This window comes from Bradyrhizobium sp. CIR18, assembly GCF_014198295.1.
Classification (GTDB): Bacteria; Pseudomonadota; Alphaproteobacteria; order Rhizobiales; family Xanthobacteraceae; genus Bradyrhizobium.
Genome location: NZ_JACIHF010000014.1, coordinates 59,149 through 75,275 on the forward strand (window position 1 = coordinate 59,149; position 16,127 = coordinate 75,275).

General features: G+C 64.2%; 14 protein-coding genes, 1 tRNA gene and 1 pseudogene. 10 read left to right on the forward strand and 6 right to left on the reverse strand.

Annotated features, from left to right (window positions below; genetic code table 11):
* Positions 1–40: 40 nt before the first annotated feature.
* A complete protein-coding gene (locus GGD65_RS31450; RefSeq protein WP_183237800.1) occupies positions 41–412 on the reverse strand; it encodes a DUF3175 domain-containing protein in 372 nt (123 codons plus the stop codon).
* Positions 413–594: 182 nt separating this feature from the next.
* Here GGD65_RS31450 and GGD65_RS31455 point away from each other — a divergent pair, with 182 nt between their 5' ends.
* The 3 genes from GGD65_RS31455 (at position 595) to GGD65_RS31465 (ending at position 4,607) form a co-directional block, all read left to right on the forward strand.
* Positions 595–2,079: an MFS transporter gene (locus tag GGD65_RS31455; protein ID WP_183237881.1), complete on the forward strand. Its 1,485-nt coding sequence runs from the start codon at positions 595–597 to the stop codon at positions 2,077–2,079.
* A 4-nt stretch (positions 2,080–2,083) separates the two neighbouring features.
* Positions 2,084–2,902, forward strand: coding sequence for a trehalose-phosphatase (otsB, locus tag GGD65_RS31460; protein ID WP_183237801.1), 819 nt, complete (start codon positions 2,084–2,086; stop codon positions 2,900–2,902).
* A gap of 241 nt (positions 2,903–3,143) precedes the next feature.
* Entirely contained in the window at positions 3,144–4,607 is a 1,464-nt protein-coding gene (locus GGD65_RS31465) for a trehalose-6-phosphate synthase (protein WP_026202766.1), read from the forward strand.
* A gap of 191 nt (positions 4,608–4,798) precedes the next feature.
* Here the strand turns inward: GGD65_RS31465 and GGD65_RS31470 are convergent, their stop codons facing one another.
* Positions 4,799–5,140 carry a hypothetical protein gene (locus GGD65_RS31470; RefSeq protein WP_183237802.1) on the reverse strand — a complete coding sequence of 114 codons (342 nt, stop codon included), beginning with the start codon at positions 5,138–5,140 and terminating at the stop codon, positions 4,799–4,801.
* 194 nt (positions 5,141–5,334) lie between these two features.
* Between GGD65_RS31470 and GGD65_RS31475 the strand changes: the two genes are divergently transcribed.
* Positions 5,335–5,424 (forward strand) — tRNA-Ser (locus tag GGD65_RS31475).
* A gap of 44 nt (positions 5,425–5,468) precedes the next feature.
* On the opposite strand, the pseudogene GGD65_RS31480 reads toward GGD65_RS31475, so the two are convergent.
* A pseudogene (locus tag GGD65_RS31480) lies at positions 5,469–6,298 on the reverse strand (helix-turn-helix domain-containing protein).
* Between GGD65_RS31480 and GGD65_RS31485 the strand changes: the two are divergent.
* A complete protein-coding gene (locus GGD65_RS31485; RefSeq protein WP_183237886.1) occupies positions 6,273–6,542 on the forward strand; it encodes a hypothetical protein in 270 nt (89 codons plus the stop codon). The pseudogene GGD65_RS31480 and the gene GGD65_RS31485 overlap by 26 nt on opposite strands.
* A 23-nt stretch (positions 6,543–6,565) precedes the next feature.
* On the opposite strand, the gene GGD65_RS31490 is transcribed toward GGD65_RS31485, so the two are convergent.
* The 3 genes from GGD65_RS31490 to GGD65_RS31500 all read right to left on the reverse strand — a co-directional run bounded on the left by GGD65_RS31490 (position 6,566) and on the right by GGD65_RS31500 (position 9,502).
* Positions 6,566–7,681 (reverse strand): murein L,D-transpeptidase family protein, encoded by a 1,116-nt coding sequence (locus GGD65_RS31490; RefSeq protein WP_312017754.1) that lies wholly within the window; start codon positions 7,679–7,681, stop codon positions 6,566–6,568.
* Between the two features lie 33 nt (positions 7,682–7,714).
* Positions 7,715–8,392, reverse strand: a complete 678-nt coding sequence (locus GGD65_RS31495) for a nitroreductase (RefSeq protein ID WP_018320506.1) — start codon at positions 8,390–8,392, stop codon at positions 7,715–7,717.
* Positions 8,393–8,548: 156 nt separating this feature from the next.
* Positions 8,549–9,502, reverse strand: a complete 954-nt coding sequence (locus tag GGD65_RS31500) for a LysR family transcriptional regulator (protein WP_183237803.1) — start codon at positions 9,500–9,502, stop codon at positions 8,549–8,551.
* A gap of 98 nt (positions 9,503–9,600) precedes the next feature.
* Here GGD65_RS31500 and GGD65_RS31505 point away from each other — a divergent pair, with 98 nt between their 5' ends.
* The 5 genes from GGD65_RS31505 to GGD65_RS31525 all read left to right on the forward strand — a co-directional run bounded on the left by GGD65_RS31505 (position 9,601) and on the right by GGD65_RS31525 (position 16,017).
* Entirely contained in the window at positions 9,601–10,782 is a 1,182-nt protein-coding gene (locus GGD65_RS31505; protein ID WP_183237804.1) for an MFS transporter, read from the forward strand.
* A 120-nt stretch (positions 10,783–10,902) separates the two neighbouring features.
* The gene (locus tag GGD65_RS31510; RefSeq protein ID WP_183237805.1) at positions 10,903–12,465 is read left to right on the forward strand and encodes an amidase family protein; all 1,563 of its coding nucleotides are present in this window, start codon (positions 10,903–10,905) and stop codon (positions 12,463–12,465) included.
* 393 nt (positions 12,466–12,858) lie between these two features.
* Entirely contained in the window at positions 12,859–14,160 is a 1,302-nt protein-coding gene (locus GGD65_RS31515; protein ID WP_179740315.1) for an O-acetylhomoserine aminocarboxypropyltransferase/cysteine synthase family protein, read from the forward strand.
* A 12-nt stretch (positions 14,161–14,172) separates the two neighbouring features.
* Positions 14,173–15,171: a homoserine O-succinyltransferase gene (locus tag GGD65_RS31520; protein ID WP_183237806.1), complete on the forward strand. Its 999-nt coding sequence runs from the start codon at positions 14,173–14,175 to the stop codon at positions 15,169–15,171.
* 102 nt (positions 15,172–15,273) lie between these two features.
* On the forward strand, positions 15,274–16,017 hold the full coding sequence (locus GGD65_RS31525; RefSeq protein ID WP_183237807.1) for a polysaccharide deacetylase family protein: 744 nt from the start codon (positions 15,274–15,276) through the stop codon (positions 16,015–16,017).
* Positions 16,018–16,127: the final 110 nt, after the last annotated feature.

Sequence of the window (16,127 nt, forward strand, 5' to 3'; positions counted from 1 at the left end):
AGTGGTGGGTTACGGCTTCGCCTGACCCACCCTACAAATCTCACTCCCTCCCGAACGCTCGCTTCAGCTCCAGCTTCGCCTTCTCCAATCGCGTGCGCTGCGTCTTTGGCAAGGTCTTGCCGGCGCGGTTGATGTAGAAGGTCAGCATCGACAGCGCCGAGCGATAGGCGCCGGTCTTGCGGCGTGAGCTGTGCTCGGCCGATCGCTTCAGCGACGTCGCGATCTTCTTCGGGCTGGTCAGCTTGAACACGCCGCGCTTCAGGTCGAGCGCGTCGCTCTGCTTCGTCACGCGCTGCGACCAGCGCTTCGGCGCAGCGCGCTTCGCGCTCGTCCGCACGGTGCCGCGCTTGGCGCTCGTCGACCTGCGCGCGGCTGTTTTGCGGGATTGTGTCGTCTTTCTGACATGAGCCATGCGTCAACTCCTTGCGGCTCCATCGGAAACGAGCGGTACGAAGGGCCGTTCCCCTGGGAACCCGGCCTCGCCGCAGACGTTGTCGCAGGTGGCAGGCGGAATGCCGCACCCCGATGATCGGATCGACCCCGTCCACATCATGTGAACCGGGGGCGCTTCCATTGATCAGACACAACAACCCGATGGAATTGCAGCAAAGCCCAGCGCCGAACTATGCTCCTGTGGTCGCGGCAGCCCCGGCCGATCGCATCGTCGAGACCAGTATCCCCGCGCGGCTCGACGCGCTGCCCTGGAGCGGCTTTCACACCCGCGTCGTGCTGGCGCTCGGCATCACCTGGATCCTCGACGGGCTCGAGGTGACGCTGGCCGGCGCGCTCTCCGGTGCGCTGAAGCAGAGCCCGTCGCTGCAATTCTCCAATCTCGATCTCGGTATTGCCAATTCCGCCTATCTCGCCGGCGCCGTGCTCGGTGCTCTCGGCTTCGGCTGGCTGACCGACCGCATCGGCCGCAAGAAGCTGTTCTTCATCACGCTGGCGCTCTATCTCTCGGCGACGGCCGCGACCGCGCTGTCATGGGATGTCGCCAGCTACGCGCTGTTTCGCTTCCTCACCGGCGCCGGCATCGGCGGCGAATACACCGCGATCAACTCGACCATCCAGGAGCTGGTGCCGGCGCGCTATCGCGGCTGGACCGATCTCGTCATCAACGGCAGCTTCTGGATCGGGGCCGCAATGGGCGCAGTGGCGTCCATCGTGCTGCTGGATCCTGCTGTGATCAGCCCCGATCTCGGCTGGCGCCTGGCTTATCTCATCGGCGCGACCGTCGGCCTCGTCGTGCTCCTGATGCGGATGTGGATTCCGGAGAGTCCGCGCTGGCTGATGATCCATGGCCGTCCCGATCAGGCCCATGCGATCGTCGACGAGATCGAACGCTCGGTGATCGGACGTGATCAGGATACGAGCGACGGGCGCTTCATGAAAATCCGGCTAAAGATGCGCGATCACACGCCGATCCGCGAGGTCGTGCACACGCTGTTCTCGGCATACCGCCAGCGCGCGCTGGTCGGCCTCGTGCTGATGAGCGCACAGGCATTCTTCTACAATGCCATCTTCTTCACCTTCGCGCTGGTGCTGACCGATTTCTACGGCATCAGCGCCGATCATGTCGGCTGGTACCTGCTCCCGTTCGCCGCCGGCAATTTCCTCGGGCCGCTGCTGCTCGGCCGGCTGTTCGATACGCTCGGCCGCCGTGTCATGATCATGTTCACCTATGGCGTATCGGGCCTGTTGCTGGCGATCTCCGGCTATCTGTTCTCCATCGGTGTGCTTACCGCGCAGGGGCAGACCATCGCCTGGATGGTGATCTTCTTCTTCGCCTCGCCGGCCGCGAGCGCGGCCTATCTCACCGTCAGCGAGACCTTTCCGCTCGAAGTTCGCGCGCTGGCGATCGCGGTGTTCTACGCGGTCGGCACCGGCATCGGCGGCGTGATCGGGCCGGCGCTGTTCGGCGTATTGATCGACACGGGATCACGCACCAGCGTGTTCGCCGGCTATCTGCTGGGGTCATTCCTGATGATCGCAGCCGCGATCGTGGCTTGGCGCTATGCCGTCCCTGCGGAGCGCAAATCGCTCGAACAAATCGCGCGGCCGCTTGCCTTTATGGAGTAGACTGATGAAATCAGAAGTTGCAGAAATGGCGTTGGACCAGAAGCGCACCATGCCTGACGACGAAGCACCGGATGCGGTACCGGTTCCGCATGCGCTGGTGCCGCATCTCGACGAGACCGCAATCCTGCTCGATATCGACGGCACGTTGCTCGACCTGATGCCGACGCCGCGCGAAGTGTGGGTGCCGCCGGGCCTGTCGGACACGCTGAACCGGCTGACCGAGCGTACCTCCGGCGCGCTGGCGCTGGTCAGCGGTCGTTCGCTCAACGACATCGACCTGATCTTCGCGCCCGATGTGTTCCGCGCCGTCGCCGGCCACGGTGCGGAGATGCGGCTGTCGATCGACAATGAGGCCGATGACGTGCACGCGCCGCCGCTGGACAAGGAGCTGAAGCGGCGCCTGGCCGCGATCGCCAAGCTTTCGCCCGGCATTCTGCTCGAGGACAAGGGTTATTCACTCGCGCTGCATTACCGCCTCGCGCCGCACGCGGAGAAAGCGATCTACGAATCCGTCTCGGTGATCCGCGCCGACCTGCCCAATGCGCCGATCGAAGTGCTGCCCGGCAAGTTCGTTTGCGAGATCAAGCATTCCGGATTCACCAAGGCGACCGGCGTGCGCGAATTGATGCAGCGGGAACCGTTCAAGGGACGGCGTCCGATCTTCATCGGTGATGACGTCACCGATGAAACCGTGTTCGCGATCATGCCCGACATGAACGGGCTTGCCTTCTCGGTCGGCCGCCGTGCCATGGGCGTGAATGGCCATTTCGACGCGCCGAACGATGTGCGTGCATTCCTCGCCCGCCTGCTCGACCCGAGGTGAAACAAAGGCAGCGCCATGTCGCGGACATGATGCTCTGGGAACGGCGCCGCCGCGCGCTGCATTGCGTGCTGCGCAACATGCCCGCATGAGCTGTCTTTGCAACGAAATCTGGGGTTCCCGAAGCGAAACCAGTTCCAACGCGCGTGCCCGATTTTGGTTTCAATTGGTTGAAACGATGATCAGGAACCATATTGATGAACGGCAGTTAAACGGGGTGGAATGAAACAGGAGGGGACGACCTGTGAACTTAGTCGTCGTTTCGAATCGCGTCGCCCGCGGCAAGCCTAACGAGCCCATGACGGGCGGCCTCGCGGCGGCCTTGTTGCCGGTTGTGGAACATTCGGGCGCGATCTGGGTGGGTTCTTCAGGCCGTGTGCGTGACGGCCATCAGAAGGAACCGTTCGCTGAGATCGAAGCGCTCGGTTCGGGCGCGATTGCCACGTTGGATCTGCCGGCGGCGCATTACGGCGGCTATTACGAAGGCTTTGCCAATTCGGCGTTGTGGCCCGCGCTGCATTCGCGCAGCGATTTGATCCGCGTCTCGCGCGACGATTACGTCAGCTATCGCGAGGTCAACGCCTTCATGGCACGCGCCTTGATGCGCTTCCGAAAAGCCAAGACTGCGTTCTGGGTGCAGGACTATCATTTCCTCGCGCTCGGCGCCGAACTGCGTGATCTCGGCCTCGACGATCCGATCGGCTTCTTCCTGCATACGCCGTGGCCGGTCGCCGCGGTGATGCAGGGCGTGCCCAATCATCGCGAGCTGATCACGGCAATGCTGGCCTACGATCTCTTGGGCTTCCAGACCGAGGAGGATTGTCAGAATTTTCTCGGCTATGTCGCGAGCGAGCTTGGCCTCGCCGTCGAGGACGGCGTTGCAATTTCGCAGCATGGCCGCACCCGCTGCGAGGTCTTCCCGATCGGCATCGATGCGGAGAAGTTCGCCCAATACGCGGCGAAATCGGCCTCGCATCCCGACGTGTCGCGGCTGCGGCGCAGCCTCAATGGCGAGCGCCTCGCGATCGGCGTCGACCGGCTCGACTATTCGAAGGGCCTCGTCAACCGCATCAGCGCGTTCGACCGGCTCTGGACCGAACAGCCGCAATTCTCGCGCAGCATCTCGCTGCTCCAGATCGCCAACCCCTCGCGCGGCGGCATCGAGGCCTATGGCAATCTGCAGAACGACGTCGCGCGCCTCGTCACCGACGTCAACGGCCGCCACGGCGAGGTCGACTGGACGCCGATCCGCTATTTGAACAAGGGCTTCAGCCAGGCGGTGCTCGCAGGGCTCTACCGGACCGCGCAGATCGGCGTGGTGACGCCGCTGCATGACGGCATGAACCTCGTCGCCAAGGAATATGTCGCCGCGCAAAACCCGGCCGATCCCGGCGTGCTGGTGCTGTCGAAATTCGCAGGCGCGGCCAACGAGCTCGACGCCGCGCTGGTCGTCAATCCGCATGACATCGACGGCATGGCCCGCGCGATCGCGATTGCTGCCGCGATGCCGCTCACCGAGCGCAAGATGCGCTGGGACGCGATGATGAAGAAGCTGCGCGGCCACACCATCCAGCAATGGTCGGCCGATTTCGTCGCCGAGCTCGAGAAGTGCCGGACCGAGAAGGCCGCGGTCGCCCCGCTCGCCGCGCAGCCGCCGCAGGCACTGCGCTGGCTGAAGTCGGCGATATCAGGCGTGAGGCTGATTTAGCTCTCACGAGCTTGCTCGATGCTCTTCCCCTCTCCCCTTGCGGGAGAGGGTGGCTCGCCGCATGTGCGGCGAGACGGGTGAGGGGTTTCTCTCTCGCGTAAATCTTCCGAAGCATATTTCGTTGATGCACACCCCTCATCCGGCGCTTCGCGCCACCTTCACCCGCAACAAGGGGAGAAGGAAAGAGGACCTCAATAACAATACGACACCCCATCCAGGATCGCGCATTGCCGCTTGTTCGGTGCGTTCGGATCGTCCATCGGCACCATGCCCTTGCCCTGGCCGACGAACACGCCGGGCCCAACATGCACCGAGCTCTTGTTGCCGATGATCACGCTCGGATGCGGCGAGGCGCTCGAGCGCGTGCCGTCCGGCCAGATGATGGCATCGCCCGACAGCACCCCGCGCCGGCCGTCATTGCAGCTGACATCGACGCCTTGCCGGGTGCAGACCTGCGCGGCGGCGGGCACGGCGAAGGCGGAGCTAAGGGCCGAAATCAGGCCGACGGCGGCGATGGTGCTTCGGATGGTCATGGCGTCCCCGGTCGTGTTTGCTGTTCTTACGTGAATCGTCGCGCCAAACCCGTCACCGGTTCAGCCGGCAGGCGGGTCATGGCATCTGCCGTGTCAGATATTATCCCGTAAATACAACATCTTACGGAAAATTCACCCGATTTCCCCGCGGTCTCTTGCAAAATCATCGGCGCCCCTTCAAGAGAGGGCGCTCCGGAGAGATGGCCGAGTGGCTTAAGGCGCACGCTTGGAAAGCGTGTGTGCGGGAAACCGTACCGTGGGTTCGAATCCCACTCTCTCCGCCATCGCTTCGCGTGTCCGGCCCGAAGAGATGGGTAACGGATCGTACCTAAGAGATGGGTGACAACCTCGTGCCGAACGGGTTGTCGAGGGGTTGCTGGGTCTTCTGCTCCAGGTCGAGATATCCAAGATCATAGTGCATGAAGCTGACGAGCCAAATGCCCTCGTCGACCTCCTTGATGCCGAGCTTCTGGCCGGCCAAGACAAGGGAGATATTGATTCTCTTACGGTGAAGGCAGGGACGCCCGCAGGAGGTGACGACGACGTCGCGATCGTGAAAGGGATAGGCCAATTCCGGCAAGCCCTCGTAGTGGCGGGCTGAGGCGGTGTAGAGATCTGCCGGGCGCTTCATGTCGAGAGCCTCATGCGGTCGCTCCTCATTGAATTCGTGCAGGAAGCTGTCGAAGCGATCTTGCTGTTGCAGGCTGTTGAACCCCGGCGGACAGATCATTGGGGCATGTGCCCTGGGATAGCGGCGTGCCGCGCGCGCGGTGGCGCGGCCCGCCGCCGCGCTTGACCAGGCCATGGCGGTCGAGCACCGCGTGGATGGTGCTTTTGGCTGGAACCCTGAGGTCGCCGTCGAGCCGCCTGACCAGGAGCTCACGTATCTTGCGTGCACCCCAATGCGGCTTTCTCGGCCTTGAGCTGCACGATCAGGGTCTCGATCTGGCTCGGCAGCTGATTGGCATAGCGGACCGGCCGCCGGGAGCGATCGCTCAGGGCCTCGAGACCGTACTCCTTATAGCGATCGAAGATCTTGTAGCCGGTCTTGCGCGATATGCCGAACTCGCGGCAGACCTCGGACATGGCTTCTCCTTCCAGAAGCCGGGCGACAAAGCGAAGGCGTTCTTCCATGACCGAACTCGCTCTCCACGGCATCGCCACCTCCCGCAGAACAAAAGCGGAAAGTGTAACCCATGTGTCCGGTACGTTCTGTCACCTATGTCTCGGGCCGCTCAGCAAACAAAGTTTGCGCAAGGCTGTCGCGCCGAAGCCCGCGGGGCGGAGGCGGGCTCGTCGTTTGCTTTGGTTCAGCAAGCCGGGACGAACTTTTTTCAAGGTCTCCGCTCCGACGCGCCAGCATTTGCTGGGACGCGATGCCGATGCCATCCTCTACCGATGATCCATCGGGCGCCGCACGAGCGTTCAGCACCGACCTGACGGGAAGCCGACACGCGTCGGATTACACCCCGGCGGCTTGTCCAGTGAGCTGCCAAACCATCTACTCGTCAACGAGCCGTCATTGTCGATCCAGGGGATCGGTGGCAATTGCGGCAGGTAGGATGCATACGGCATGACTTTCGCAAGCGTCACTCTGCCCGGAAATTGTGTGAGAAATGCCTTGTTCATTCCGCCGTCCAGTCCGCTGTATATCGGGGCAGCCGGCAAATTGTCTTCGAGCAATCGCGCGTATTCGAGCTCGTCGGAGCGCCTCTTCTCCAGCGCCCGCCGCGCGATTTGCGGGTTGACGACGAAGGGGGGACATTTTTCGGCAGGGTTGAACACTGGAGGCGACGGCGAATTCGGGGAAGGTTGCGCATCGAACACATAGCGGCGGTCGCACACATCCACCCTTGGTTCGAGTCGCGTCGTCTCGAAATGATCGTTGCCGATCTTGAGCATTTTCCAGAAGGCCAGGTTGGTACTATTTCGATGCCGCGCCAGGTTTGCCGGCGTCAGGCGGAACGGATAGGCCTGGACCTGGAACGAGGGCCGGCCGCCGAGGAATGAGTCGCGTGCCAGCGAATAGATTTCGCTGATCTGTTCGTCGGTCATGGCATAGCAACCGCTCGACCAGCAGTCGCCGTGAATCATGAGGAAGCTGCCGTTGCGCTTGTTCGCCTTGTCGAACGTGTTGGGGAAGCCGAGGTTGATCGAAAGATGGAAGTTGGAGTTCGGATTCATCAGCTCGGGCGTAATCGTATAGAACCCTTCCGGAGCCTGTCGGTCGCCCTCGTACAATTTCGGCCCGAGATCGCCCGACCACCGACAGATCGGATAGGTCTTGAGGATCTGGAAAAGGCCGGTCGCGTCCTGCTTCCAGACCTCGAGCTCGGCCTCCTCCTTGAACAGGCGCACGACGATAGGTGAATATTTCGGCATCTTCTTCTGTTCGAGCAGCGAGAGCAGCTCGGCGGGTAGTTCCCTCGTTGCCTTGGCCGGCAACGGCTTGCTGCTTTCGCCGAGACAAATGACCGGCGTCAAGGCAGTGGCAAAAGCCGCCGCCAGCACGAATACACATCCGACCATGGCGCGGATCACTGCTGTGCCTCCAGCCCTTCCGACCGCGCGCCGCTACGTCTCGAACCCGACGAACACCGTCGCTTCCTCGATGGACTTCCGCTCCGACACCACCGCATTCGCCGGAAAAGTTTCATCCGGCCAGCCCAGCGCGATGCTTTTCATGATGACTTGATCGTCGGCTATGCCTGCGTGCTCGCGCACCACGGGGGATTGCATGATGCCCTGGCTGTTGATCACGGCGCCGAGCCCGCGGGACCACGCGGCATTGACCAGGGCGGTCGCCACGGCGCCGCAGTCGAAGGGCGTATCGTCGCTGCCGTCAAGCACGCGATCATAGGTGATGATCACGCAGACGGGCGCGTCGAACTGGCGGAAGCCGCGCAGCACCCAGTCCTGGCGTTTTTCCATGTTGTCGCGCTCGATTCCCATTGCGGAGAATAATTGCTTGGCGACGCCGACCTGCCTGTCGCGGTGCTTGCCTGCAAAGGCCTGGCCCGTGCGGAACTCGCGCGACTGCGGGATGCCCGCCACCATCCGTTCGGTGTTGCCGGCGCGGATCCGATCGAGCGGTTCGCCGGTGATGACATAGAAATTCCAGGGCTGGGTGTTCATCGACGACGGAGCGCGCATCGCCAAGCCAATGATTTCCGCAATAAGCTCCTTGGGGACTGGATCGGGTTTGTAGCCTCGGATACTCCGGCGACCGAGGATGACGTCATCGAACTGCATGTGTGTGGAATTCCCCTGACAAGTTCTGAAACAGTTGGGACTTTCGCGGTTTCGGCACCCTCGCGCAAGCGCCGGCGGCGTGTCCTCAACGGTCCAGCCACGCGGAACACGATCGCGTCAGTCTGGATTGACTGACGCTCTCTCTGCCATCACGCCTCACCCCACCAATTTCCACCTCCCATCCGCCGCCCGCTTCAGCGCGGGATCGCTCACCCGCACGTGCTCGGCGAGAAAGTCGATGAAGGCGCGGACGCGCGCGGGCAGGGGGGCGGTGTGGCCGACATAGACGGCGTGGATGTCTTCTCGGTCACCGGGATTGTAGTTCTGCAGCACCGGCACGAGGCGGCCGGATTCGATGTCGGGGCCGATATGGAAGAGGGCGAGGCGCGCGAGGCCGACGCCGCCGAGGCAGAGGCGTCGGGCGGCTTCGCCGTCGCTGGCGCGCGCGACCGGCGGCGGTACGGCTTCCTCGGTGCGGTCGCCGCGCTTGAACGGCCAGCCGCCGCGGATGCGCGGAAAGGTCCAGCCGATGCCGCGGTGATCGGCGAGATCCGCCAGCGTTCTGGGCGTGCCAAAGCGCGCCAGATAGTTGGGGGTGCCGACGACCACCATGCGGCTGCTGCCGAGCTTGCGGGCGATCAGGCGGGACGCTTTCAGAGGTCCTACCCGGATCGCAACGTCGGCGCGCTCCTGCATCAGGTCGATCGTCGTGTCCGTCAGCACGAGATCGAGCGTCACGTCGGGATGCTCTTTCAGAAAGCGCGGGATCAGCGGCATCAGATGCAGCATGCCGAACGGGATGTTGCTGTTCACCGTGAGGCGGCCGCGCGGCGCCGCGCCGGACGCCGCCTCGCGTTCGGCTTCCTCCATCTCCGCGAGGATCCGCACGGCCCGCTGGTAGAACGCCTGGCCTTCTTCGGTCAGGGTCAGCTTGCGCGTGGTGCGGTTGACGAGGCGCGAGCCGAGCCGTGCCTCCAGCCGCGACATCAGCTTGCTCACGCCCGACGGCGTCAAGCGCAGCTTTCGCGCGGCCTGGGTGAACCCGCCGAGATCGACGACGCGGACGAAGACCTCCATCTCGGCGGAACGGTTGGTGTCGAAGCGAGCCATGTTGAATTCACGTCACAAATGATTGGATTGCGGACATTCTAATGATTTTGCACGGGCACCGCTATCTGCGTGGCTCGTCTCATCCATCGGAGCTCCGCATGCCTCCCGCCGTTCTCGCGCTCACCGCCGGTGCCTTCGGCATCGGCACCACTGAATTCATCATCATGGGCCTCTTGCTGCAGGTCGCGGCCGACATGCATGTGTCGGTACCGGTCGCGGGCCTGCTCATCTCCGGTTATGCGCTCGGCGTCTTCGTCGGTGCGCCCCTCCTGACGCTGGCGACGCGGCGGATGCCGCGCAAAACCGTGCTGCTCGCGCTGATGGCGATCTTCACGCTCGGCAATGCGGCCTGTGCGCTGGCGCCGAATTACGAATTGCTCATGGCGGCGCGCGTGCTGACCTCGCTCGCCCACGGCACTTTCTTCGGCGTCGGGTCGGTGGTGGCGACGAGCCTCGTCGCCGAGGACAAGCGGGCCTCCGCGATTTCCACCATGTTCATCGGTCTCACCGTCGCGACGCTGCTGGGCGTTCCCTTCGGTGCCTGGTTCGGCCTGATGCTCGGCTGGCGCGCGGCGTTCTGGGCCGTGACGGTCATCGGCGTGATCGCCTTTGCCGTGGTCGCAGCCCTCGTGCCCGGCCATGTCGGCAACGGCGACAAGCCGGTCTCGCTTGCCGAGGAAGTATCGGTGCTCGGCCGCCCGCAAGTGTTGCTCGGCCTTGCCATGACCGTGTTCGGCTTTGCCGGCCTGTTCGTGGTCTTCACTTACATCCAGCCGATCCTGACGCGCTTCACCGGGTTTTCGGAAGCAGCGGTCTCGCCGATCCTGCTGGTGTTCGGCGTCGGGCTCGCGATCGGCAACGTTGCCGGCGGCAAGCTCGCCGACCGTGGCCTCGCCGGCGCGTTGATCGGAACGCTCGCCGCGCTCGCCATCGTGTTGCTTGGCCTCGCCGCCGTGCTGTCGGTCAAGATCCCGGCGATCGTGCTGATCCTGCTGCTGGGCATCGCGGCCTTTGCGACTGTCGCCCCGCTCCAGCTTCGCGTGCTGGAAGCGGCCGGTCCCAGCGGTCGCACGCTCGCCTCGAGCCTCAACATCGCCGCGTTCAATCTCGGTAACGCGCTCGGTGCCTGGGCGGGTGGCGTCGCCATCGACCGCGGGCTCGGCCTCTCGGCGCTGCCTCTGGTCGCAGCCGGCATCACCGCTGTCGGTCTCGTGCTGGCGCTGTGGAGCCTGCGGCTCGACCGCGCTCCGGCGGCCGTCGCGGCCTACCCCGCGGAATAACGCAAGCGGCGCGACCGCGGACAATTCGCCGCGTCGCGCCGTTGGCCCATGCATAAAACGCACCTGTACACTTCCTTTCGCCATCCGTAACTTCCTCGGCGCAATTCCAGGAGATGCGACGTGGCGAAGAAGACGGCCAAGAAGACAGCCAAGAAGAAGACTGCTTCGAAGAAACCGGCGAAAACCTTGAGCAAGACCAGCGCAAGCCGCAAGGCCGTCGTTGCGAAGAAGGCCGCGGGGCTCAAGCCGGCTTCATCGCGCCGCCCCAAGGGACCGGCCTGGCAATGGTCGGCGGTGGAGACCGCGGCTGCAATCCGCTCCGGCGCAATCTCCGCCGTCGAGACCGTCGAGGCGCATCTCGAACGGATGCGCGCCGTCAATCCGAAACTGAACGCGGTCGTCGTCGATCTCTCGGAAGAGGCGTTGAAGGCCGCGCATGCCGCGGACAAGCAGCGCGCAAAGGGCGGCGAGCTCGGCCTTCTGCACGGCGTGCCGATCACCATCAAGGAAAACGTCGACTACGAGGGCCGGCCGAACTTCAACGGCGTGCCCGCCAACAAGGACCTGGTCGCGCCGTCGGATGCGCCCGTGGTGCGCAACCTGAAGAAGGCCGGAGCGATCGTCATCGGGCTCACCAACACACCGGAATTCTCCTTTCGCGGTTTTACCGACAATCCCCTGCACGGGCTGACGCTCAATCCGTGGGATCCTGACATCACCTGCGGCGGGTCGTCGGGCGGTGCGGGTTCGGCGGTCGCCGCCGGCATTGGCACCATCGCCCATGGCAATGACATCGGCGGCTCGCTGCGCTGGCCCGCGCATTGCAATGGCGTTGCCACCATCAAGCCGACGCAGGGACGCATCCCCGCGTTCAACGCAAGCGCAACGGCCGAGCGGCCGATGCTGGCGCATCTGATGTCGGCGCAGGGGCCGCTCGCCCGCCATGTCGGCGACGTTCGCCTTGCGCTCGAGGTGATGAGCCGGCGCGATCCGCGCGATCCCTGGTGGGTGCCGGCGCCGCTGGTCGGCGAGAGGCCGAAGGGGCCGATCAAGGTGGCGCTGGCCAAGATCCCCGAAGACATGGACGTCGATCCCTCCGTAGGCGCTGCGCTGCGCCAGGCCGCGGACCATCTCGAACGTTCCGGCTATCGCGTCAGCGAGGTCGAGGTGCCCGACATCAACGGCGTCTGGCAGACCTGGTGCGACATCATCACCAACGAGACCGTGGTGATGCAGGAGGCCGGCATGCTGAAGGTCACCTCCGAGGATTTCCATAAGGCCTGGGGCGGCATGAAGGCCAAGGCCAATGTGCTCGATCTCAAGGCCTGGATGCAGGCGACGGCCGCACGCAACGGCCACATTCGCGCCTGGCAATTGTTCTTCGAGGAGTACCCGGTCGTGCTGGCGCCGACCACGGTGAAGCCGACGCCGGGCCCGCGCGAGGATACCGTCAGCCCCGAGCGCGTGCGCGAGATCTTCTGGGGCGAGATCCGCTTCATCTCCGCGATCAACGTGCTGGGCCTGCCCGGCGCCGTGGTGCCCATGGCCGTGCACGATGGTAAGCCGATCGGCGTGCAGCTCATTGCCGGGCGCTATCGCGAGGACCTCGCGCTCGACGCAGCGGCCGCGATCGAGAAGCGCGCCGGCGTGCTCGCGCATCGGCTGTGGGAGAGCATGGCCTAGTCCAAGCCGGTTATCGCCGCATTGACAGTCTCACCCTCTTCCCTTGTGGGAGAGGGTGGCTCGCAGCATAGCGGCGAGACGGGTGAGGGGTCTCTCTCCGCGAACTCTATGGAAATTACTTCGCGGAGAGAGACCTCTCATCCGGCGCTTCGCGCCACCTTCTCCCACAAGGGGAGAAGGAAGGGACCTCGCGAGGCGCACCAAAGCAGCACTTCGTTAATCGGCTTTAACCCGGATTCCGGCCAATTCGCCGACAAGCATTAGGGTTACTTCCTCGATCTCTAGGCGAATTATTGTCCGCTTTACCACCCGCCTCTAACACGGGGGCGGCGGACAACGCACATGCCTCATACAGGCCAATAAGTGCGGCCCGCCCCACGCGGAGGTGGCACGATGCGCAACGAGACGATCGCTATTCACGCCGGCTACGAACCCGAAGCGACCACGCACGCGGTCGCCGTGCCGATCTACCAGACCGCGGCCTACGCTTTCGATAGCGCCGATCACGGCGCGGCGCTCTTCAATCTCGAGGCCGAGGGTTTTCGCTACAGCCGCATCGCCAACCCCACCAGCGCGGTGCTGGAGAAGCGCATCGCGCAGCTCGAAGGCGGCGTCGGTGCACTCGCGGTCGCGACCGGCCAGGCGGCGCTGCATTTCGCCTTCGTCAACGTCGCCGATCACGGCGGCAACATCGTTTCCATGCCGCAGCTTTACGGCACCACGCATACGCTGCTCTCGCACATCCTGCCGCGGCAGGGCATCACCGGCCGCTTCGCCGAGAGCGACAAGCCCGAGGCGGTCGAGAAGCTGATCGACGAGAACACCCGCGCGGTGTTCGCCGAGACCATCGGCAATCCCGCCGGCAATGTCTGCGACATCGAGGCGCTGGCCAAGGTCGCGCATGCGCATGGCGTGCCGCTGATCGTCGACAACACCGTCGCAACCCCGATCCTGCTGAGGCCGTTCGACTACGGCGCCGACATCGCCGTGCACTCGTTGACCAAGTTCCTCGGCGGTCACGGCACCACGCTCGGCGGCGCGATCGTCGATTCCGGGAACTTCCCGTGGGCGAAATACGCCGACCGTTTCCCGGCCTACAACAAGCCGGATGCCTCCTATCACGGCCTCGTCTATGCCGAGCGCTTCGGTCGCACCGCCTATATCGAGCGGGCGCGCAGCGTCTATCAGCGCACCATGGGCTCGGTGCTGTCGCCGTTCAACGCCTTCCTGCTGCTGCAGGGCATCGAGACCGTGGCGCTGCGCATGGAGCGCCATGTCGAGAACGCGCGCAAGGTCGCCGAATTCCTCCGCCAGGATCCGCGCGTCGCCTGGGTCAATTACACCGGCTTTCCCGACAGCCCGTATTATCCGCTGGTGCAGAAATATCTCGATGGCAACGCCTCCTCGCTGTTCACCTTCGGCATCAAAGGCGGGATGGAGGCGGGCAAGTCCTTCTATGATGCGCTGAAGCTGATCACGCGCCTCGTCAATATCGGCGATGCCAAGTCGCTGGCCTGCCATCCGGCCTCGACCACCCATCGGCAGATGTCGGCAGAGCAGCAGCGCGTCGCCGGCGTGCTGCCGGAGACGATCCGTCTGTCGATCGGCATCGAGCATGTCTCTGACATCATCGAGGACATCGACCAGGCGCTGGACAAGGCCTGCCGGTCAGCGCGCCTCGAGGCCGCGGAGTAGGCGACGGCGCCAATGACGATCTTGATCGACAGGGATCAAGTCATCTCGAGCCCGGCGCTGGTGCCGGCCGAGCGCGATCTTGCGCGCGATCACGGCGGCGAGCTCACGATCGGGCTCGTCAACAACATGCCGGATCCGGCGCTGAAGGCGACCGAGCGTCAGTTCTTGAAGCTGCTTCAGGCTGCGGCCGGTCCGCGCCGCATTCGCTTCCACTGCTTCTCGCTGCCCAGCGTGAAGCGCTCGCCGGAAGCGAAGTGGCATGTCGAGAGCGAATATTCAGACTTGTCCGATCTCAAGCGCCAGAAATTCGACGGGCTGATCGTGACGGGCGCCGAGCCGGTCGCGCCCGAACTCGACCAGGAGCCGTATTGGCGCGACCTCACCGACCTCATTGACTGGGCCAAGGCCAACACGCGCTCGACGATCTGGTCGTGTCTTGCCGCGCATGCGGCGGTGCTGCATCTCGACGGCATCGAGCGGCGGCGCCTGCCAGCCAAATGTCACGGTATCTTCGATTGCGACGCCGTGACGAGCGATGCGCTGACGCGCGCCGCGCCGGCACCTTTGAAGGTGTCGCATTCGCGCCTGAACGAGATCGCGGAGAGCGACCTGGTGCAGGCCGGTTATCAGGTGCTGACACGCTCGGCTGAGGCCGGCATCGACGTTTTCGTGCGCCAATATGCCAGCCGGTTCGTGTTCTTCCAGGGGCATCCAGAATATGACGCGCTGTCGCTCCAGCGCGAATATCTGCGCGACATAGGTCGCTATCTTGCGCGGGAGCGCGAGAGCTATCCGCGGCTGCCCGTGAGCTATTTTGACGCAGCGACGGAAGAGAAATTGGTCCGCTTCGAGAAGAAGGCGGCCCACCAGCGCCATCCGGCGCTCACCAACGAGTTACCCGGGCTGAGTTTGCGCGCCGACATCGGCGCCGGCAGCGCCGCCGAGGTGCTTTTTCGCAATTGGCTGCAATATCTCAGTATGAAAGCCGAAGCGCCGGTCCTTGCGCGTTAGCCGATATTGGTGCCGCGTTAGGATTACCCAAGCGTTAGGCTTGCCTCGACCAGCGCGCGAATGTTTCAGTACAGACATACGTCAATCACGGGAAACGCAGTCGTGTGGTCGGCACTCCAGGGACGCGTGAGCAATCGGCTGGCCCGGCATTTCCGCGCCGCGCCGCATCGGCTGCCCGCGCATGCGCCGATCGTGAGCTTCACCTTCGATGATGCCCCGGATAGCGCTGCAGGCGAAGGCGCCGCGCTCCTGGAAGAGCATGGCGGCCGCGGTACGTTCTATCTCGCCGGCAGCCTGATCGGCCAGCCGTCAGATCATTGGCACGGCCTGTCGGATGACGCGATCGTGCGGCTTCACCGCGCCGGTCACGAGATTGCCTGCCACACCTTCTCGCACCAGAGCTCGGCCAAGCTCGACGAGGCCGCGATGGCTCGCGAGATCGAGCGGAACCGCACCTATTTTCGTAGTATCGATTCCTCGATCAATCTGGAGAACTTCGCCTATCCCTATGGGATTGCCTCTGTCTGGCGCAAGCCGCAGCTCGCCAGGGCGTTCCGTTCGGCGCGCGGCATCCTTCCCGGCGTCAACAGCGACGTCATCGATCTCCAGTTCCTGCGCGCTTCGCCTTTGGTCGATTGCGAGATCGACAAGGCAGGCGTCGATCGCTATTTCGACGAGGCGGTCGCGAGCGGTGGATGGCTGATCTTCTACGGCCATGACGTCGCGGACGCGCCGAGCCCCTATGGCTGCACCCCGGACCTGATGCGTCATGCGCTGGAGGCAGCTGGCAAGCGCGGCATGCCGATCGTGACGGTCGCGGAAGCGCTGCGCAGGATCGGGGCGTAACTTTTTTTCACCTCTCCTCGCTTGCGGGGAGAGGTCGGTAGAAGATGGGCTTGCCACGCCCGCGCCGCCATGCGACTGGCCTTGTGACGAATCTCACGGCCTTGGTTCCA